The organism is Clostridium sp. (assembly GCF_050717635.1).
In the GTDB taxonomy this organism is placed as follows: Bacteria; Bacillota; Clostridia; order Clostridiales; family Clostridiaceae; genus Clostridium_AD.
Window position 1 is genome coordinate 366,111 of the sequence record NZ_JBOITO010000013.1, and the last position, 21,661, is coordinate 387,771.

Below are 21,661 nucleotides of genomic sequence, written 5' to 3' on the forward strand. Positions count from 1 at the left end.
ATAATTATTTATTATATTATTTAATAATACCTATTGACAAGCAACTCGGAAGTTAGTATAATAAAGACACACAAAGAAAAGAAGAAGAAAAAGAAATTTTTCAATTCAGAGTGTAAGGAAATAATCTTTAAAAAGAAGGGGTGTGGCCGCAAAATCAAAAATATAAATAAATTTCCTAATGTATACGAAAGTGTGGTGGTTACATCGAAGAAAAACTAAAGTAGGTTTTTAACCTAAGCATCAAGATTTTAGAAAAAGTATAAACAAAAAACTCAATTCATAGGTAGAAATTGGTAAGGAGAGTTTTATTGAAAGAAAATTTAATAAAGGATAGAAGCTAATTCCGTGAAGATTAATTAATGGGAATTAGCTTCTATTTTTTTTGTGTTTTTATTTTGCAGATATATTTAAATAAAGCTGAGACTAAAGTGTTTCGGCTTTATTTTGCTATGATATGTTATAATGTATAGGTTGCTGTTTTTCATGGGAGGTAAATTATGATAGGAAAATTACTTTTGAATAGATATGAGTTGTTAGAAAAAATTGGCGAAGGCGGAATGGGAATTGTCTATAAAGCAAAGTGCCATTTATTAAATAGGATTGTAGCTGTAAAGATATTAAAAGCGGAATTGTGCAAGGATGAAGAATTTGTTGCAAGGTTTAAAAGGGAAGCTACTTCAGCTGCAAGATTATCACATCCAAACATAGTTAACGTTCACGATGTTGGTGAAGAGAATGATGTTAATTTTATAGTTATGGAATATATTGATGGAAAAACATTAAAACAAATAATAAAGGCAGATGGTAGAATTAGTTCCCAAAGAACTGTAGAGATAGCACTACAAATATCCAGGGCGCTAGATTGTGCACATAAAAATAATATAATTCATCGGGATATAAAACCGGATAATATTTTAATTACAGAGGATAATATAGTTAAGGTAGCGGATTTTGGAATTGCGAAAGTGGCAGATTCAAGAACTGTAACCAATTCAAATAAAATTATTGGAACTGCACATTACTTCTCACCAGAACAAGCAAAAGGAAACTTTGTGGATGGTAGAACAGACATATATTCACTAGGAATTCTTATGTATGAAATGATTACAGGAAAAGTGCCTTATGATGCAGAGAGCTCTATAACAATAGCTATGATGCATATTCAGGAACCTGTTATTCCACCTATAGAAATAAATGCGGATATACCTGAAAATATAAATGGGGTAATATTAAAGGCAATAGAAAAAGAACCTATGAATAGATATCAAGAAGCTAAGAAAATGGCAAAAATTTTAAGTGCAATCAAGAAAAATCCATATTTTAAATTAGAGTCAGACAATCGTAAAAGTGATGCTACAAAGATTATGAGCGCAGTAGTAGCAAGTGATATAGGAAATGATTTCACAACGGTTATGAACCAGCAAACAAATTATGAAAAGCCAATAGGCGAAGAAGATAAAAAAATATTATCACAAAGAAAATCGCCTAGTAAGAATAAAAAAATTATGATAATTATTGCAACAATTCTTTTAGTTATGATTATAGGAGTTTTAGGGAAAGGTATTAATAAAGGGAAGTCTAATGATGATCAAACTACTACTGCAAAAGAAACTATTCCAAAAGAAATCGAAAAGACACCGGAAGTAAGCGAAAAAACACCAGAAGTAAGTGAAAAAGTTCCTGAAATTGAAAAGAAATTTGTGCCTTCGACTATTGGAAATACGGAGAAAATTGCAAAGCAGACTATAGTTAATAATGGATTTTTGCTTGGCGATATTTTATACGACTATAGTGAAAGTGTAGCTAAGGGTTTAGTTATAAGTCAAACGCCTAATGTAAATACATCTTATGAAGAAGGTGGCAAAATTGATTTAGTTATGAGCCAAGGAAAAAAAGTTGTTCAGGTTGCTGTGCCGGATTTAAAGGAGAAATCCTTAGATGATGCCAAAAATATTCTAGAGGACCTTAAGTTAGAACTTGGCGAGCAAACAGCTGTAAAGGTAAAGAAAAAAGATAAGGATAAACATTCTAAAGATGAGGATGAGATAATATTCAAACAAGATAGCCAGCCTGATACACTTGTAGATGTAGGAACAAAAATAAATGTTTCTTATTATGAGAACTAAAAAGGCTTAAGAAATAGTTTGTGTTAAACTTAAAAAAATACTTTGATATTTTGAAATTTTTACCTTAAACTTGACAAATATCTCATAAAATGCTAAAATAATATATAATAGGAGGTGCTTTATGAATAATGCACTAATTGAAAAAAGAGTAGGAAGAACGCCTTTAGTGAGGGCTAGAAATTTAGAAGAAAAATTAGGTGTAAAGAATATTTACTTAAAATTAGAAGGTAATAATCCTTCAGGCTATCGTATTGATAGGTTAACATATATACTGATAAAGGATGCATTAAGGGTTAATAAAAATACAATTTGCTTGAGTGTTGGTGCGAATTTTGCAAAGTCTCTTGCACATTTATCTCAATTTTATGATATGAATTGTGTTTTTGTAGTTATGGATAAGAATGATTATAAGGATGTTGAACTATTTAATAAACCTAATATTGAGTTTGTTGAATATGCTGGAACATCAGAAGAACGTGTTGAACATGTTACTGAAATATGCAAAAAAAATGCATGGTACAATGCTAATCCAGGAATGAATAATTCAATGATAAGTAGTATAGCATTTTCAAAAATTGCAGACGAATTATATGCCAAAATAAAGGGCGAAGTTGACACTGTATTTTTACAATCAAGATACGGGTATTCTCTAGAAGGACTTGATTTAGGATTTAGAAAATTATGGGTTGGCAATGAAATTAAAAAATTACCAATTCTAAACAGTTGTTCAAAAGATACAGATAACTCTGTTAATGATACTGTTGGGAAAGTAATAGAGTTAACAGAAGACGAAGTGAAACATTATGTTTCTGAATTTGAAGAAATTGAAAATATTAAGCTTACTGTTGCAAATGGATATTCTATTGCAGGATTCATGAAACAAGTTGAAGAAAAAAAATTACCTAAAGGTAATCACGTTATATTATTAAATGATGGTAAAATAGATATAGATGTAAGAAGAGCTACAAAAGAGGAATGTTTAGATAATGATGAGATTATAACTTTAGTACATGATTGGCTTAATGAATTTACAGATCCAATTTGTGAAATTGAAGAAGCTTATCATAACGCAGTAGAAAAAGGATTTATTATTACAGCTGTTTATGATGGTGAAATATGTGGTATAGGAATCGTTGTTAATTTTGGATTTGAACATTTTGCGTCAAAATATCATTTAGCATATATCGCTACGGTAGATCATATAGAAGGTAGTGGAATAGCAACTATGATATTAAATGAAGCGGTAGAGTTATCTGAAGGAAATATATCTCTTCATGTAGAACGAAACAATTATGGGGCGATTAAATTATATGAAAAAATGGGATTCAAAGATCATTATTCTAGAATGATTCATTTAACAAAAAATGATTAGGTAAATATAAAGAGTTTTGATAAAATTTAAATTTTATCAAAACTCTTTTAAATTATTATAGATAATTTTATTTAATTAAGGTGTTTTTTAAAGAGTTTATTCTAATAATAAAAAAATAGTAATACAAAAATACAGTATATTGAGGGAGAAATAATTATGTTAAATATAGGTTGTCATTTATCTGTATCAAAAGGGTATAAAGCAATGGGACTGGATGCTCTTACAATAGGAGCAAATACATTTCAATTTTTCACTCGTAATCCTAGAGGTAGTAAAGCGAAGGATATTGATCCGAGGGATGTAGAAAATTTATTAGAACTATTAAAAGAAAACAACTTTGCTAAAATACTTGCTCATGCTCCATATACTTTAAATGCTTGTTCGAAAGATCAGCGTACAAGAGAATTTACAATTGAAGTTATAGCTGATGATTTAGAGAGAATGGAATATTTTCCGAATAATTATTATAATTTTCACCCAGGTAGCCATGTAAAACAAGGAGCAGAGATAGGTATAGAATATATTATAAATATGCTTAACGCTGTACTAAAACCAGAACAAACTACCACAGTGCTACTTGAAACAATGGCTGGTAAAGGAACAGAAATAGGCCGTAGTTTTGAGGAGTTAAAACAGATTCTAGATGGAGTTATCCTTTCAGAGAAAATGGGTGTATGCTTAGATACTTGTCACATTTATGATGCTGGCTATGATATTGTTAATGATTTAGATGGAGTTATAAATAAATTTGATAGAATAATTGGTCTTGATAAGCTATATGCAATTCACTTAAATGATAGCAAAAATCCATTTGAAAGTCATAAAGACCGCCATGAAATAATCGGTGAGGGTTCTATTGGAAAAGAAACTATCTTTAAAATTATTAATCATCCTAAGTTACGTCACTTGCCATTCTATTTAGAAACCCCCAATGAATTACCAGGTCATGCTGCAGAAATTAAGATGTTAAGGGAAGCATATGTGGAATAATAAAAATATTTTCAAAATCACTACTAAAAGGTAGGAAAATAGTATATAATAATTACGAACATGTGTTCTTATCATGGGACATAAAAATAGGGGGCATGGTTTGTAATGAAAATTGTAGCAAGACCAATTGAGGTGGTATCTTACACAGATGAGAAGGGTTCTATAAGGCCGATTAGATTTAGAATGCAAATAGATGACGAACCTATGCAAGTTATAAAAATAGACAAGGTTCTAGTTAAAGACACGGAGAAACTTGCAGGTAATATTATGTTCGTCTATAAGTGTCAAAGTTTAATCGATGATGTTATGAGACGGTTTGAAATTAAATATGAACTTAATACCTGTAAGTGGATGTTGTACAAAATTTAGTAGTTAAAGCTTATTTCATTAATCTAATGGATAAGCTTTTTTCTTTTTAGAATAATTTTTTAAATGAATTAGTATTGGATTTTGAAATAAATAAGTGCGGATGTATTTAAATTAGCTATTGGACTTGCTTCAAACTTGCATATACAATTGTTTATAGATAATTTATTTAAAAGGGGTATAATAAAATATGAAAAACGAAATTAGTATTAAAAAAATCAGAAGAGACGCAGAGGAATCATTTAGAAAAGGTGATTATTTTTGTTCGGAAGCTATTGTTAGCTCAATAAAAAATAATTTTGAAATTCCTATGCCAGATGAGATGATTGCAATGGCTTCAGGATTTCCCATTGGAATAGGTAAATCAAAATGTGTTTGTGGTGCTGTATCGGGTGGAGTAATGTGCTTGGGTTATTTCTTTGGTAGAACAACAGGTGGAGATACTAAAGTGCAAAATACGCTTAAGCTGGCTAATGAATTGCAAGAAAGTTTTAAAAATAACCACAAGGTATTATGTTGTAAAATACTCACTCATGGAATGGATATGGCTTCTGGAGAACATAAAGCACAATGCATTTCCTTTACTGGAGAGATAGCAGAAAAAGCTGCACAAATTATAACTCGAGAATTAGGTCTTATTAATATTGATGAGTAAAGGGTGAAAAGAATGAAAAACTTGATTAAAAAAATCCCCGTACCAATTGGAGGGTTAATGTTAGCCTTGGCAGCATGTGGTAATTTGCTATTATCTTATGGTGATATATACAGGAGAATATTTGGAATTATGTCTGTATTAATATTATTACTCCTTATATTAAAAGTGACGTTTGATACAAAGAGTGTAGTAGAATCATTTAAAAACCCAGTTATTGCCAGCGTAGTTCCTACTTTTACTATGGGGTTAATGATTTTAGCGACTTATATAAACCCTTATGCTCATTCAATATCATTTGGGATTTGGGTTATTGGTTTATTACTGCATTGTGTATTAATAATTAACTTCACAGTAAAATTCATTTTTAAATTTGATATTAAAAAAGTTTTTCCAAGCTATTTTGTAGTTTACGTTGGTATTGTGGTAGCAAGCATAACTGCACCTGCCTATAATTTAATTAGCCTTGGAAAAGGTGCTTTCTGGTTTGGATTTATAACATATTTATGTTTGTTACCTATAGTTATTTATAGAACATTAATTATTAAGTCAATTCAAGAGCCCGCACTACCAACTATTGCAATATTTGCAGCTCCAGCTAGTTTGTGTTTATCTGGATATCTAGCATGTTTTGAGGTCAAAAGTGTTTTTATAGTAGGACTTTTAGGAGGTTTATCCGTTCTAATGTTCCTAAGGGTAATTTTATATTTGCCAAAGATGCTTAAAATTAAATTTTACCCAAGTTATTCTGCTTTTACGTTTCCATTGGTGATAAGCGCAATTGCTATGAAGCAACTTAATGGATACCTAGTTAAAAGTGAACAAGCAATTTATATACTGAAATATTTTGTTAAATTTCAAGAAGCACTAGCTGTTTTAGTTGTCCTTTATGTTTTAATAAGATATTTTAAATTTATTTTTCCTCAGAATGAAATTTTGAAAAACTATATAACATAAAAGTTAAAAGACTGTAGTTAGATTTAATTTATAAATCTAACTACAGTCTTTTGTTTAACTTTAATAATAGGAGTGACTTTAAAAATTATTTTTTAAAGTCACTTATAAAAAACAAAAAAGTGTTATATAATGATAATATGGGAACATACGTTCCAATACTCGAATATTAGTGGTAGGGAGGAGGGTGAGTTATATGGGTAGGTTAATATTTCACATAGATGCAAATAGTGCATATTTATCCTGGGAAGCTGCTTATAGACTTCAAAGGGGTGAGAGCTTAGACCTCAGAACTGTACCGTCTGTAATAGGCGGTGATGAGGAAAGTAGGCATGGTATCGTATTAACTAAATCAATACCTGCTAAAAAATTTGATATTCATACGGGAGAAACACTATATAATGCTAGAGCAAAATGTCCAACTATAGTAGTAGTACCACCGAGGTATTGGCTTTACGTAAAATGTAGCCTAGCTATGAATCAAATATTTCAGGAGTATACTCCACAAATTCAAAGATTTAGCATAGACGAAAGCTTTTTAGATTTTTCTAACATGGAACATTTATATCCTGATTATATGAAACTGGCTGAAACTATAAAAGACAGGATAAAGAATGAACTTGGATTTACAGTGAATATTGGAATATCAAACAATAAATTACTGGCAAAAGTAGCTTCAGATTTTAAGAAGCCAGATATGATACATACGTTATTTCCTCATGAAATAAAACAAAAAATGTGGCCACTACCAGTAGAAGATTTATTTATGGTTGGTAGATCAACTGCGATCAAATTGCATAGTTTAAATATCAATACTATTGGAGAACTTGCCAATTATAATTTAGAGATTTTAAAAAATAAATTTAAGAGCCATGGTCAGTTAATTTGGAATTATGCTAATGGTATAGAAAGTTCAGAAGTCCGAAAGAGCAATTATATTGAAATGAAGGGTATAGGAAATTCTACAACAATATCTTTTGATGTTGAAGATAGTGATACGGCTCATAGAGTACTTCTATCCTTGTGTGAAACAGTATCTATGCGTTTAAGAGATTCACGCAGTTGCTGCACTGTAGTAAGCATAAGTGTCAGAGGTAGTGACATGATATTCTATTCTCGTCAGAAGAAATTAATAGTAGCTACTGATTCTACTCGTAAAATACATGAAATAGCTTGTTATCTATTTGATAATGTTTGGAAGGGTAATCCAATAAGGCACTTGGGGATACGTATAACAGATTTTTGTAGTAATGAGTTTTATCAGTGTTCTTTATTAGATAATTTTGATTATGAGAAAGATAAAAGGATAAATGATACTGTTGATAAAATAAGATTAAAATATGGACCAAAAGCTGTAGTTCGGTCCTGCTTTCTTCATTCAGGATTAGATGGTATGTGTGGTGGAATGGCAGATGGTGAGGAAGATTATCCGCTGATGAGTTCTATGCTTTAAAGTCACTCTCGCTAGGGTGACTGTCACTACTCGAAAAATATCGAAATATGTTAGGACCTCCGAGGTTGTAGTAAGATATTATTAAAAAATTATTACAAATCTTAAGATTCTATTACAAATCACAAATTTCGTTGATATCAAGAAATATATAGTATAAGATTAACCTGCTTGAAGTTTTATAACAAACAGTTAAGGGGTGAATATAGTGAATGTATTAGAAGTGAAAGATGTGTACAAACATCTAGGTAAAAGCGAAATTATTAAGGGAATAAGTTTTTCTGTAAAAGAAGGAGAGATATTCGGATTTTTGGGGCCAAATGGAGCAGGTAAAACAACCACTATTAGAATGATGGTAGGTCTAATAGCTGCAAATAGTGGAACTATAACAGTTATGGGACATGAAATAGGTAGCGATAGAGAAAAAGCATTAAAAAATATCGGAGCTGTAGTAGAAAACCCGGAATTATATACATATTTAACTGGAAGGCAAAATTTAATGCAGATTGCAGCAATAAGAAGAATTTCTAAAGCAGATGTAGAAGAAGTAATTCAGCTTGTTAATTTAAAAGATAGAATAGATGATAAGGTTAAAAAGTATTCGCTAGGTATGAAGCAGAGATTAGGTCTTGCAGCAGCACTGATTTCAAAACCTAAATTGCTTATTTTAGATGAACCTACAAATGGTCTTGATCCAACAGGCATAATGGATTTTAGGGATATAGTTAGAAAGGCTGCTAAGGAACTTAAAACAGCAGTATTTATATCTTCTCACATGCTAAGTGAGGTTCAGCAGCTTTGTGATACAGTTGCATTCATAAATAAGGGAACAATAAAATCAATAGAAAGCATAACTTGCGGAGATATAAAACAAGACAATGATACCGTAGTAGTTGTTACTAAGGAAATTGAAAAATGTGAAGAAATATTAAAAACATTAGCATTTGTTCATGAATCTCATAGAGATGAAAACTCCTTAGTGGTAGAAATTGACGAAAATTCAACTCCAGAATTGATTTTCTCCTTGGCAGAAAATAAGATTCGAGTAATAGAATTATATATAAAACATAAGGGGCTTGAGGAAAGGTACATGGAGCTTGTTGAGGGGGGCATGAGATTATGATATTTATACTTATTTCAAATGAAGTAAAGAAACTTATGAGGAGAAAAAAGACGCTTATTATATTTGCAGCGTTTGTACTATTAACTGTTGCTATAGGATATGGATCTTACAAAGAAAACTTAAACAGAAAGCAATGGGATAGTCCTGAATATAGACAGCAAAACTTAGAAGATTCTATAAAATACAGGAAGCAAGATTTGGAAAATTCTAATACAACAGAGGAAGATAAGAAATATGGAAAACAAGAGATTGCTAATATGGAAGAAGAATTATCACGAGTTAAACTTGAGCTAAGTGGTAAACCTGTGGATTGGAAGATAAGTTTAAAAGAGCAAATAGATAATACTGAAAAAACTTTAAATGATAAGAGTTTGGGATTAGCGCCCAGTGACAAAGATAGAATGAAAACAGATTTACAACAGGCTCAATATTTATATGCTAATAATATAAAACCTGAAAATGGAAGTACATTTGACGCATTTAGCTTTATTAAAACACTATTTATGATTCTAGGAACTATTTTTATAGCTGTGGGGGTAATGGTGTTTACTGGAGATATAGTTTCAGGGGAATTTACGCCACCTACTATGAAAATACTGCTTACTCAACCGGTCTCAAGGGCTAAAGTATTAGCTTCTAAGTTTATAGCGGTGGCAGGAGTAGCTATTATATTAATACTCGCAGTAGAGATTTTAGCATTTTTAATAATGGGGCTCATATTTGGTTTTGGAAATCCAAATTACCCAATGATAACCGGAACGCTTTATAAATTGGATTTAACTCAGAGCGTTTATGGAGGACATCCCTTAGTAGCAGTGGCAGGTTCTTCTTATATAATTTCTACGGGGTCATTTGTGCTTAAAATGTTCTTGTTTCAGACATTATTTATAATAACTTGTGTGTCAGTTGGGTTTATGTTATCTTCTATAGTAAAGAGCAGTATGGTTTCTGTAAGTGTAAGCATAGTCATTGTAGTTGCTGTTACTATATTATTACAAATGTCAGCACTTAAAAAATTCGCACAATATATATTTACCTCCTATGGAACCGTAGGACAAATTTTTACTGGTGATGTTGTAATGGGCTATAATAACCCTCATTTAACCACGTCATTTGGAATAAGCACTTTAATAGTTACCTCTATAGTTTGTTATTTAATATCACATATTGTATTCACAAAAAAAGATATTTTAATTTAGAAACAAGGTAAGGCAGGGCTCGTAAATATGAGCACTGCCTTTTATTAATATTATTGCATTAAAGAGGAATTTTTCAATAAATATAGAATACTTGATATTATTATACTTTATATTTTGAGGTGATATTGGTGATAATAACAGAAAAATCTAAAAAAGTTATTCTATTGGATAGCTTAAATCCTTTTATAGATATATTAAAATTACTTGGAAGATACTAAAATATTCTTGATAAGGTAGGTGGACAAATGTTAATTTTAGAGTGTGAAAAATTGGCACCTGGTATGTTAGTTAGTGAGACAGTGTATCTTGGTTTTACAGATAAAATATTATTAACTAAAGGTACCAAATTAACAATTAAATTAATACGTTTATTAATAAAGAGAGGGGTAAGTCACGTTACAGTAAGTGAAAGATACACTCTTGATGTACATCCAATTGATGTAGTACACACGGAATTAAAAAGTATTTTGGAAAATGAAATTATAAGGCTTGCACCTGAAAGTGTGGAAGGAAACACTACAGACGATATGGTGGAAATTTCAAGACTTGCTCGTAAAATTAAAGACGAGCTTTTAGAAAATGAAATATTATTAAAAATATGCCTTGAAATGAAAATTAATAGTAATGATTACTTGTACAAGCATTGTGTAGGTTCTTGTGCTCTTACATTACTTGTAGCAGCAGCTATGAAGTTACCTGATAGTGAAATTTATGACACTGGTGCAGCAGCATTGGTGCACGATCTTGGAATGTGTGAAATGCCATTTTTAATTAATCGTAAAGACATGAATAAAGCTGAAAGTCTTCTTTTTCAAGAACATCCTAAATATGGGTATTATTTTGCCAAGGATGCAGGATTATCAGAAGGAATAGCCAAATTGATATTAAATCATCACGAAAGGTGGAATGGGTCAGGATTTCCTAATGGACTTTTAGAAGACAAAATTCCAATGGGTTCAAGAATTATTGCAGTGTGTGAGAGTTATAACAGACTAATAGTTTATCAGCATAATCCGGAGTACTTGGCTATAGAATATTTGTATGGTAGTGGGAATTATTTGTTCGATGCAAATGTAGTTAATGTAATGACTAATCATCTTGCCGTTTATCCATTAGGGTCTATTGTAAGGCTTTCCACAGGTGAAGTTGGAATTGTGGTCAATGTAAGACAAAATATAGGACCTAGACCAATAGTTGCATTGCACTTTAATAAAGTAAATAAGCCCATAACAAAGTCTAAGTATATTGATTTATCACAAGAAAATACAGTTTTTATAACAGAAGTACTAAAGTAATCATAATTATTTACTAATTAATTAAAAGAAACAAGTAGCTCTGGATAATCCAGGGCTTTTTTAGTTAGGAGATATACAAACTATTCAAGAAAATATGCTAACAATGGGAATATATGTTGACAATACCTAATTACAGATGTAAACTTAATATATAGATTACAGTTGTAAACAAAGTGGAGGTAGAATAAAATGCGTAAATTTCCTAAAATATCAAATGCGGAGTGGGAAGTAATGAAAATAATATGGAATCATTCTGAAATTACATCAATGGATATTATTAAGGAACTAAAGGATAAAGTGGAGTGGAAACCAGCTACAGTTAAAACCCTTATAAATAGATTATTAAATAAGAATGTAATTGGTTTTAATAAATTATGTAATGAATATTTATATTACTCTTTGGTGTCAGAAGATGAATGTATAAAATTAGAAAGTCAGTCCTTTATTAATAAAGTATTTGATGGTTCAATCAAGTCTATGATCTTGAACTTTGCTAAATCTGAGCAACTATCTGAAACTGATATAGTTGAACTTAAAAATATACTAAATAAATCAAATAATAAAGAGGGGTGATGTAGATGGATGTATTAAGTATCTTTGAGATAATTGTACTATCCTCATTAATTGGTAGCGTGATAGTACTAATGATATTAATTATTAAAAGTATATTTAAAAATAAATTAAGCCCTAACTTTCACTATTATATATGGTTAATATTGATCATAAAACTAATAATTCCTATAGGCCCACAAACTCCGTTAAACATTTCTAATGTATATAAAAAATTTTATGTGCAAAGTGCCACAAATGAAAATACACAAATAAACTCTTCAAAACAACTTGATAATTCCAGCTTAGATGGTTCAACATCAATAAGTGAAAGTGTAAACGATAACACTATTAACGTACCTCTAAAAAGCAAAATTAATACTGAAAAAGTGTTCTGTTTTATTTGGATATTTGGAGTTCTAATATTAATAGGGACCTTAATTACAGGACATAAAGAACTTAAAAATATTGTTAGTTCGTCTATAAAAAATATAAATAGCATACATAAAGAAATTCTACATATTTGCATGAAGACTATGAATATAAGAACGCAGGTAGAACTATCCTATTCTGAAAAAATAAGTAGCCCCTCTTTATGTGGGATGAATAAGCCAAAGATATTAATTCCAGTAAGTGTTGCAGACAATGTTTGTGATGAAGAATTTAAGTATATTATAATGCACGAATTGACCCATTTAAAAAACAAGGATATATTTATTAATTGGATAATAACATTATTATCCATGATTTACTGGTTTAATCCAATCTTGCTATACGGCTTTCATAAAATGAGACAAGACCTTGAAATTTCCTGTGATGCAAGTGTAATTTCTTATTTAGATAAAGGGAAAAACCTTCAGTACGGAAATGCAATAGTAAGAGTACTAGAACTTAGGAGCAGTAACAATAGACTAATTGGAACCACTTCAATGGTTATGAATAGTACAGAAATAAAAAGGAGGATTATTATGATTTCAAAGTATAAGAAGTCAAATGTGAGAAATATAATACTAGGAGCTATTATTGTTGTTATCTTAGGAGGCATAGGGATTGCACTAAATACTTCAAAATCAAAAGCAGAAACACCAGCTAAGTTTGCCAAAGAATTTGTTGAAAGTATTTACACAGTAGATGAAAAAGAAGTTGCTGATTTTAATATACCTATGCCAAAGTATACTGGCGAACAACCAATGACCCAAGAAAGTTCTAATAAACACGGTGCTATAGTCCTTGAAGTAATGAAGTCTATTGATAAAAACATAGTACCTTTAATGACAGAAGAAGGGTATACAGTGATATTGATGAATCAGTTCAAATCTGTGAGTACGAAAATATGTAGCAAGTATAATTATACATCTAAAATTACATCAATTAATTTAGGTGAAAACGTGTATAAAGATTATAAAGATAATGATGCAGGCAAAGTAAGGTATCCTTATGAGGCTGCACTTGATTTTGTATCTTCTGAGGGGAAAGTAATACAAACAGATACAGTCAAAGGAGCTGTAGAACTAGTAAAAGTAGATGGCACGTGGAAAGTGAGTTCGTTTGGTATAAGTCAATTCCCGAAATTATACAAATAGGGGAGATAACTATTTTTTCATCATTTAAAAAATTTTAACATTATAGGCAGCTTAAGTCACTGATATCAGTGGCTTAATCCACTTATATCAGTGACATAAGCTGTTTTTTTGTACGAATCACTAATAAATATCCGATAACTCTACACGTATATTTTCATTTTTAATGGGTAATTTGTTAATGTATAGCTTGCTCTCTTTAATTACCTTTTTTGAAGGTAGCCTAACAGTAAATTTACTACCTTCCCCAAATACACTTTCAACAGATAGACTACCACCATGTAATTCTACAAGTGATTTAACTAAACTTAATCCAATACCCGTACCTTCTGAATTTTTTGATAGAGATTTATCTACCTGCTTAAACCTATCGAAAATCATAGCTAAGTTTTCGTCTTCAATGCCAATACCATTATCTTTTACTGATATTTCAACAAATTCATTATTATCATTTATAGATACAAATATTTCATCACCGTCTTCTGAAAATTTTATCGCATTTGATATAAGATTTAAAACTATTCTATCTATCGCTTCTGGGTCACAAGCAATAATATTTTCTTCCATATCTGTATCAAAAATGATATTCAAGCCTTTGATATCAGTGAAATTAGTTAGTGACATCACTATATCTTCTACAAGGACCACTATATTATTATTTGATAAATTCAATTTGTAGAATCCTGCTTCAATTTTAGATAAATCAACTATGTTGTTAATAAGTTTAGATAATCTATAGGAATTTTGCTTGATGGAATCTATATATTTAATAATTGAATCCTTCTTATCGTCCAGTGAACCACTATTGCAAAACAAATCAAATAACTGAGCTGTGGCAAATATAACATTTAGTGGCGTTTTAAGTTCATGGGATATGTTAACGAGAAATTCTCCTTGTAATTTCAACGCCTTTTCCATGACTATATTAGACTTTATTTCAGCAGTAACATCAATTACAATGATTAATATTTCTTGGATTTCCCCATCTACTTTAAACAGGGGTTCAAAAATAATATTCCAATATATCTGCTTTCCATTTAACAAAACTTCTTTTTTATTCAAATACTTAGTTTTCTTATCTTTTATTACTTCATTAATATATTGGTAGCATTTACTTGTTTCTAATAATTTATATGTTTTAAATAGTTCTTCAAGCTTATTTTGCGTTAACTTACTAACTGATAAAACATCGGGTTTTAGAAGTTTAATGATATTAAATGCTTTTTTATTAATATCCACAACCTTTAAATCTGGGCATGATATTCTAACAACAGGCAAATCAAAAGTATTTATCATTCTGTTTAAAAATTTATATTGGTTTCTTATAGCTTCTTCACGCTTAAAATAGGCCGTCATGTCTTGGGTGCAAAGTACTCCTAAAGTAAATTTTCCTTCACTATCATAAATAGGTGTTCCACTAATATCTATTTGTAATGTTTTATGAGGGAATCTTACTTCCATTCTCATATTTTTAAATTTCTCACCTCTCATAACTCTACAAATTGGAGTGTCTTCCAAATCAATCTCATTTCCGCTTATATCAAAAAGTTTAGCTTCGTTGTAACTATCGCTTGTCTTATCTATATATACATAATACCTTTCATTTGTGTGGGTATTGTATTCATAATATGGAAAAAACATTTTTCTTTCTGATTTGTTAAATGATATATATTTGCCTTTATTATCAAAAATAGAAATACCATCAGATATATTTTCTATGATAGCCTCTAATTGCTTTTTCTGTTCTTCCAACTGCTCCGTTTGCTTTTCAATTATCTTATTTTTTCTTAGTAAACTTTGATTTTTAAAAAAACTTTCAGCAATTTCAGAAGCAGTCTCAAATATATATTTAATCTCTCCATTTTCAAATATAACTGTTTGAGCAAAGGTCCAATAAGTTACGTCTCCCTTGAAATTAATATTCTTTATATAACTATTCTCTTTTGTTTCAAGAATAGAGTTCCAAATAGTTTCGGATTCACTACCCACAAATCCTTCTATAATTTCTCTAATAGGGCTACCTATAATATTTTTATTATTATTAAGAGGACAGTCTACTAAATCAAGATACTTTTGATTAGCTTTAAGCAATATTAAATCAGGAACACTGTATACAGCAAAACCTGTTGTATTATCTATATATAATTGTTCTATAAAAACGAGCTTGCCTTCAAGTCTAGAATTTGGCTTTTCAACAAAAGTATATACTTGTCCATTTGTCACTTTGTCATGAAAAATAGATATAATCACTTCATGAGCGCAAAGGGATTTTGTAAATATATATACCGAATAACTATTGCTAATCTTATCAAGAAGTCTTTGGGAATTAATTTTTAGCATGGTAGCCAGTTCTGTAAGTGATTTATCTAGAAGTTCATCCATTGTAAAACCTGTAAAATCAATAAATTCTCTATTCACATCTGTTATAATACCATCAAACGAATAAAAATATGGTTTTATTATTTTATTAGAAAAGGTATTTTCCACATATTGTAGACTTTGACGGACATATAATTATAATTAAAGGTGTGCCAGCTAATATTTGTAAGCAATGTGGTGAGTATTATATAGAAAATGATGTAGCATTAAAGCTTGAAAAAATAATTGAAGATGCAAAAAAGAATAAAGCGGAAATATTAGTTATTAATTATTCGGAAATGGCAGCTTAGGGAGTTAAAGCTTAAGTAATTTCTTACTAAAAAATAATGCATGTAGATTGAATCTGAAATAGAATAAAGAATTTTAGATAGCTGGTGAAGGTGATGTGAAATCATTTTTATCAGTTTTTTTGATAAGATACAATATAATCAGTTGATTTAGTATATTAGTTCAGCTATATATAATCACATAATAGGACATAATTGCAAATGATAAGAAAGTATTAATGGAGGTATAACAATATGGACTATAATGAGCTAAATTATAAGTACAAGAGGCAATTAGAAGAAAACCAGATCTTAAAAATAGAAAATGAGAATTTCAGAAAACAATTAGGGCTACAAATAGCAGAAGTTTGTATAGATAATGAGTATAAAGCAATAAGTGAGCCAAAGGATAATATATCAATTCTAAAATATGAACTTGGAGAGGTATGTAATAGTAGTTCATCTCAAGAAAAAATAGAATTATACATGGGATTATTTAAGGGTAGAGAAGATGTATATGCTAAACGTTGGGAGAATAAACAAGGTAAAAGCGGATACTCTCCAGTATGTATAAATGAATGGGCAAAAGGAATTTGTGATAAACCTAAAATAAAATGCTTCGAATGTAAAAATAGAAAATATGTAAATTTAGATACAAATTCTATTAACAGACATCTAAGAGGAATAGAGGTTTTAGGTATTTATGCTATGACAAAAGATGAAACCTGTTATTTTCTTGCAATAGATTTTGATGACGAAGGGTGGGAAAAAGATATTTCAGTTTTAAGAGAAATATGTGAGGGGAAAAAGATACCTTTTGCAGTTGAACGTTCTAGATCTGGGAACGGGGCACACATATGGTTCTTCTTCACGGAAAAGATAAAGGCATTAGCTGCTAGAAAGTTTGGAACATCACTTCTAACCTATTCAATGATGCAAAGGCATGAAATCAAATTTCAATCATATGACAGATTATTTCCAAATCAGGATACTATGCCAAAAGGAGGACTTGGAAACCTTATAGCACTACCAATGCAAAAGGCCTCTAGAAAAAATAATAATAGCATTTTTATTGATAAAAATTTAGAACCTTATAAAGATCAATGGAATTTTCTAAGTTGTATAGGAAAGCTTACGAAAGATGAAATTTATTATTATACTTCTGAATTTTGTGTCGGAAATGAACTCGGTGATTTGAAAGAAAGCGAAGATGAAAGCAGAAAACCTTGGGAAAAAAACAAAGAAAGCTGTAAATTAAGCATAACTGATTTTCCAGATACGGCTTTAATTACAATGGCTAATTTGATATTTATAAGTAAAAAAGGATTCTCTAATAAAGCACTAAATTCTATTAAAAGAATGGCGGCATTTAAAAATCCTGAATTTTATAAAGCTCAGGCTATGCGACTACCAACATTTGATAAACCAACAGTTATTTCTTTATCAGAGGAAACACAAGAGTATTTATGTATACCAAGAGGCTGTGAGGTTGATCTTACTGATTTTTCAACTAACAATAAAATTAACTATAAGTGTGACGATAAAACTTACATTGGTAAATCAATTTGTGTTGAGTTTAATGGACAGTTGAGAGAAGAGCAGATACTTGCAGTTGATGCAATGTTGAAATATGACAATGGAGTATTATCAGCAACTACTGCTTTTGGAAAAACTGTTATCGGAGCAAAATTAATAGCTGAAAGAAAAGTAAATACTCTTATAATAGTGCATACTCAGCAGTTATTAGAACAGTGGAAGGAAAGATTAAAACAGTTTTTAACTATAAATGAGCCTTTACCTATAAATGATACTAAAAAAAGATGGGGTCAAAAGAATATTAGTATTATAGGACAAATAGGTGCAGGTAAAAACACCTTAAGGGGTATTATTGATATTGCTACAATGCAATCTTTGGTAAGAAAAGGTGAGGTTAAAGAAGTAGTAAAAGATTATGGGATGGTTATAGTTGATGAATGCCATCATGTTTCAGCTTTTAGCTTCGAACAGATATTAAAAAAAGTAGTAGCTAAATATGTTTATGGATTAACGGCAACACCAATAAGGAAGGATGGGCATCAGCCTATAATTTTTATGCAATGTGGTCCAATTAGATATAGAGTGAATGAGATTAAGCAAGCTGAGAAACTCCCATTTGAGCATTATGTCATCCCAAGATTTACTTCTTTCAGGAAACCAGTTTGCATAGATGAAAAAGAATGGTCAATAACAAAAATTTATTCTGAAATAAGCACAAGTCAAATACGAAATGAGATGATTATCCAAGATGTTATTAATTGTGTTAATGAAGGAAGAAATCCAATAGTTTTAACTGAAAGAACTGCACATGTTAAATTACTTTCTGATGCTTTAAAAGAAAAACTAGCTAATGTTATTACACTAACAGGACGAATGTCAAAAAAAGAAAAGAAATATCAAATTGAGAAGCTTTCAAGTGTGCCGAAAGAAAGTAGTATGGTAATAGTTGCTACAGGTAAATTTGTAGGGGAAGGATTTGATAAACCTAGATTAGACACTCTTTTTTTAGCTATGCCTATATCATGGAAAGGAACTTTGCAACAATATGCTGGTAGGCTTAATAGGTTATATGAAAATAAAAATGAGGTTCAAATCTATGATTATATCGATGTTCATGTTGGTGTATTAGAAAGAATGTACCAAAAGAGATTAAGTGGTTATGCTTCAATAGGTTATTCTGCTAAAAGTGATACGAACCCTTTGGAGACAATAAATTCAATTTACAACAATGACAATTTTCTAACGGTATTTAGTAACGATATTTTATTAGCAAAAAATGATGTAGTTATAGTAAACCCATATCTTTCAATTAAAAGAGAATCTTTTAATATAATAGAACTTTTGGCGAATATAATAAAAAATGGGATTGCAGTTAATATATTTACTTCAGCAGAAATAGATCATAAAGAAGATGAGAGAACTGACTTAAAGGATATGTATGATTATCTAAGAACAGCTGGGATAAATATAATTATAAAAGCCAATGTACATCAAAAGTTTATTATAATTGATCAAAAAATAGTTTGGTATGGAAATATTAATTTTTTAAGTTATGCAACTGAAGAGGGAAATATTATGAGACTGGAAAGTTTAAACATTGCAAATGAATTAATGGATACTATTGAAGAAAAAATGGTCAACGGAAAATCAGAAACTGCAATACAACAAAAATTATTCTGGGAGTAGATACGTTTAATTAATTCTACTCCTTTTTTATTGTAGGGACTTAAAGTAGTTGCTCTCGGGTATATTATATTTAAATATAATAATAGAGAATGTGCTCTTATGAACAATTTAACAAGTGTAACCAATAGATTAATAAATGAAAAATCTCCGTACTTATTGCAACACTCACACAATCCTGTAAACTGGTTTGCATGGGGTGAGGAAGCATTTATAAAGGCCAAGGCTGAAGATAAACCAATCTTCCTTTCAATAGGATATTCTACTTGTCATTGGTGTCATGTGACCTAAACACTGCAATTTATAAAAAACAGAAACCATTGAAACTAAAGGGGTTAAGCTTAGTTTGTATTGAACTTTAAGTTTTTATATAAGCACTAACATAATTGTTGGTGTATTTTTTTATGCTTTTTAAAGGTTTTTAAGTGATATAGTTATAAAATAAATAGGTTAACTAAAGTGACTTTGTGTACGGAGATATTTATTAAAGTATATAGAATTATGAGAAATAAGGTTATAATCTTCATAACAGTTGTTTCAAAAGTGCAATATAATGCTGTCCTATATCTACGACACAATTGTCGGAAATGCTAAGAGTTATATAAAATGAAATGGTCTTTCTAATACAAAGCACATACTTATGTATAAGATTTATATTAATTAGAGGTTTTGTTTGGGCAAGCCGTTCACCTTTTGCTTGGATATTATTTTATAGTTTAAATTGAATTACAGGTGAAAGAAATATTTGAGGAAATTAAAATTTACAAAGGAGAGAAAATGATATGTCGAAAACTATATCTGAATTACAACAAGTTCTTATACTAGGGCAAAAGTTATCAATGCAAGGTTCATTGGATAGAAGAAAATTCCCTAGAGAATCTAATTGACCAGGTGTTAACTCTAGTTCTTCCCACTGAGATTGACATTGCTAAAAGTAAAAAGTCCAGGATAGTAAAAGCTATTCAAAATCAGGGTGGTTTTTGTGATTGTGAAGTTCTTGCAAATGTAATAGATTAGTATTTAAATCTCAGAATTTAAAATATACAGAAGGAAACCATGAAACTTCATATAATAAAATACTCCAGTTTATTTGTATGAAAAGACTGTAAAATACGTCTATGACTCTATCCTATTTCGTGCTAAGGGTATAGGTGTATGTAGTGAGGAAAGTTAGACGAATGCTAAAGCAACGCCGCTACTGGTATAAACACAGTTTAAATTGATATAAGTTTTAGGGGGTGGGAATAATGTTAAATATATTTTAAAAAAAGCGTGAAGAAAGTATTACTGACAGATTTCTAAGATTAATAGACGAAGATAAGCTATCAGAGGCATTAAAAGTGATAGAGGAAATAATATTGATAAATCCAAATATAAGTACAAGCTATTTTAATTATGGTTTATGTTTATCGAATCTTGGATGATATGAAGATTCTGCATCAGCATTTCTAAAAGCATATGAGTTAGACGATACTAGTGGTGGTGCACTATATCGAACTTGTATCTCTCTGGCAATTTCAAATAATAAAGAAAAATTATATGAGGTATTCAAATCAGAGCTAGAATGGAATCCATATATGATTAATGATTTTGTTGAAGAGAAAATGTTTAAGGAATTCTTTTCTGAAAATAAATTTATTAATTTGAAAGAAAAATACGTAGATTATGTAGGTAAGCAAGAAGATGATTAACTAATATACTGATACAAAAATTGATGCTAACAAGTACTGAAAAGATTGGGTGTAAAGATTTAAGAGAGTAGGCGAATATATTGAATAGTGTAGAAAGTGCTAAAAAAATAATAGAGCAATATATTGAGTATTCAAATATTGAAGGTCAATCAAAATTGAATGGAGATTACAAAACAGGGAATAAAATGAGCAAAAAACTAAATAAGCTTGAATCATATCTCAAGGAGAATAATGATTTAGCTAAAATAGTTCTAAAAGAGCTATTAAAATCTAATTCAATTAGAGCTCGCTCAATGGCAGCAGTAGATTCTTTAAGATTAAATATGTATGTTGAAGAGTCGCTTAAAGTATTAAAAGAAATAGCAAATAATGAAGAATACGGAATACTAGGGCTTGGACCTGAAATTTCACTAGAAATTTGGAAAGAAAAAGGACGCCTTGAACCATAAC

The 21,661-nt window shown here is 30.0% G+C and carries 17 protein-coding genes and 1 pseudogene; 17 read left to right on the forward strand and 1 reads right to left on the reverse strand.

The window, feature by feature from the left end; translation table 11 throughout:
• The first annotated feature begins 497 nt into the window (after positions 1 to 497).
• The 12 genes from pknB to ACREWB_RS07740 all read left to right on the forward strand — a co-directional run bounded on the left by pknB (position 498) and on the right by ACREWB_RS07740 (position 13,659).
• Entirely contained in the window at positions 498 to 2,126 is a 1,629-nt protein-coding gene (gene pknB / locus ACREWB_RS07685; RefSeq protein ID WP_431546872.1) for a Stk1 family PASTA domain-containing Ser/Thr kinase, read from the forward strand.
• A gap of 121 nt (positions 2,127 to 2,247) precedes the next feature.
• Positions 2,248 to 3,498 carry a pyridoxal-phosphate dependent enzyme gene (locus ACREWB_RS07690; RefSeq protein WP_431546873.1) on the forward strand — a complete coding sequence of 417 codons (1,251 nt, stop codon included), beginning with the start codon at positions 2,248 to 2,250 and terminating at the stop codon, positions 3,496 to 3,498.
• Positions 3,499 to 3,654: 156 nt separating this feature from the next.
• Entirely contained in the window at positions 3,655 to 4,488 is an 834-nt protein-coding gene (locus tag ACREWB_RS07695; RefSeq protein WP_431546874.1) for a deoxyribonuclease IV, read from the forward strand.
• A 105-nt stretch (positions 4,489 to 4,593) separates the two neighbouring features.
• Positions 4,594 to 4,857, forward strand: coding sequence for a hypothetical protein (locus ACREWB_RS07700; RefSeq protein WP_431546875.1), 264 nt, complete (start codon positions 4,594 to 4,596; stop codon positions 4,855 to 4,857).
• A gap of 187 nt (positions 4,858 to 5,044) precedes the next feature.
• The gene (locus ACREWB_RS07705; protein ID WP_431546876.1) at positions 5,045 to 5,509 is read left to right on the forward strand and encodes a C-GCAxxG-C-C family (seleno)protein; all 465 of its coding nucleotides are present in this window, start codon (positions 5,045 to 5,047) and stop codon (positions 5,507 to 5,509) included.
• Between the two features lie 12 nt (positions 5,510 to 5,521).
• The gene (locus tag ACREWB_RS07710) at positions 5,522 to 6,463 is read left to right on the forward strand and encodes a TDT family transporter (protein ID WP_431546877.1); all 942 of its coding nucleotides are present in this window, start codon (positions 5,522 to 5,524) and stop codon (positions 6,461 to 6,463) included.
• A gap of 193 nt (positions 6,464 to 6,656) precedes the next feature.
• Positions 6,657 to 7,913 carry a DNA polymerase Y family protein gene (locus tag ACREWB_RS07715; protein WP_431546878.1) on the forward strand — a complete coding sequence of 419 codons (1,257 nt, stop codon included), beginning with the start codon at positions 6,657 to 6,659 and terminating at the stop codon, positions 7,911 to 7,913.
• Between the two features lie 205 nt (positions 7,914 to 8,118).
• Positions 8,119 to 9,033, forward strand: coding sequence for an ABC transporter ATP-binding protein (locus tag ACREWB_RS07720; protein WP_431546879.1), 915 nt, complete (start codon positions 8,119 to 8,121; stop codon positions 9,031 to 9,033).
• The gene (locus ACREWB_RS07725) at positions 9,030 to 10,232 is read left to right on the forward strand and encodes a DUF2705 family protein (protein WP_431546880.1); all 1,203 of its coding nucleotides are present in this window, start codon (positions 9,030 to 9,032) and stop codon (positions 10,230 to 10,232) included. Before ACREWB_RS07720 ends, ACREWB_RS07725 begins: the two co-directional genes overlap by 4 nt.
• 245 nt (positions 10,233 to 10,477) lie before the next feature.
• On the forward strand, positions 10,478 to 11,527 hold the full coding sequence (locus ACREWB_RS07730) for an HD-GYP domain-containing protein (RefSeq protein ID WP_431546881.1): 1,050 nt from the start codon (positions 10,478 to 10,480) through the stop codon (positions 11,525 to 11,527).
• A 189-nt stretch (positions 11,528 to 11,716) separates the two neighbouring features.
• The gene (locus ACREWB_RS07735; protein ID WP_431546882.1) at positions 11,717 to 12,100 is read left to right on the forward strand and encodes a BlaI/MecI/CopY family transcriptional regulator; all 384 of its coding nucleotides are present in this window, start codon (positions 11,717 to 11,719) and stop codon (positions 12,098 to 12,100) included.
• Between the two features lie 5 nt (positions 12,101 to 12,105).
• The gene (locus tag ACREWB_RS07740) at positions 12,106 to 13,659 is read left to right on the forward strand and encodes a M56 family metallopeptidase (RefSeq protein WP_431546883.1); all 1,554 of its coding nucleotides are present in this window, start codon (positions 12,106 to 12,108) and stop codon (positions 13,657 to 13,659) included.
• A 120-nt stretch (positions 13,660 to 13,779) separates the two neighbouring features.
• Here the strand turns inward: ACREWB_RS07740 and ACREWB_RS07745 are convergent, their stop codons facing one another.
• Positions 13,780 to 16,143 carry a PAS domain-containing sensor histidine kinase gene (locus tag ACREWB_RS07745; protein WP_431546884.1) on the reverse strand — a complete coding sequence of 788 codons (2,364 nt, stop codon included), beginning with the start codon at positions 16,141 to 16,143 and terminating at the stop codon, positions 13,780 to 13,782.
• 2 nt (positions 16,144 to 16,145) lie between these two features.
• Between ACREWB_RS07745 and ACREWB_RS07750 the strand changes: the two genes are divergently transcribed.
• From ACREWB_RS07750 to ACREWB_RS07770, 5 genes and pseudogenes are all read left to right on the forward strand, one after another.
• Positions 16,146 to 16,325: a type II toxin-antitoxin system MqsA family antitoxin gene (locus tag ACREWB_RS07750; RefSeq protein ID WP_431547163.1), complete on the forward strand. Its 180-nt coding sequence runs from the start codon at positions 16,146 to 16,148 to the stop codon at positions 16,323 to 16,325.
• A 231-nt stretch (positions 16,326 to 16,556) separates the two neighbouring features.
• Complete coding sequence (locus tag ACREWB_RS07755) at positions 16,557 to 19,523, forward strand: TOTE conflict system archaeo-eukaryotic primase domain-containing protein (RefSeq protein WP_431546885.1); 2,967 nt, start codon at positions 16,557 to 16,559, stop codon at positions 19,521 to 19,523.
• A 99-nt stretch (positions 19,524 to 19,622) separates the two neighbouring features.
• A pseudogene (locus tag ACREWB_RS07760) lies at positions 19,623 to 19,805 on the forward strand (DUF255 domain-containing protein); the annotation flags it as partial.
• 606 nt (positions 19,806 to 20,411) lie between these two features.
• Entirely contained in the window at positions 20,412 to 20,537 is a 126-nt protein-coding gene (locus tag ACREWB_RS07765; protein ID WP_431546886.1) for a DUF2695 domain-containing protein, read from the forward strand.
• A gap of 754 nt (positions 20,538 to 21,291) precedes the next feature.
• Positions 21,292 to 21,660, forward strand: coding sequence for a hypothetical protein (locus ACREWB_RS07770; protein ID WP_431546887.1), 369 nt, complete (start codon positions 21,292 to 21,294; stop codon positions 21,658 to 21,660).
• Position 21,661: the final 1 nt, after the last annotated feature.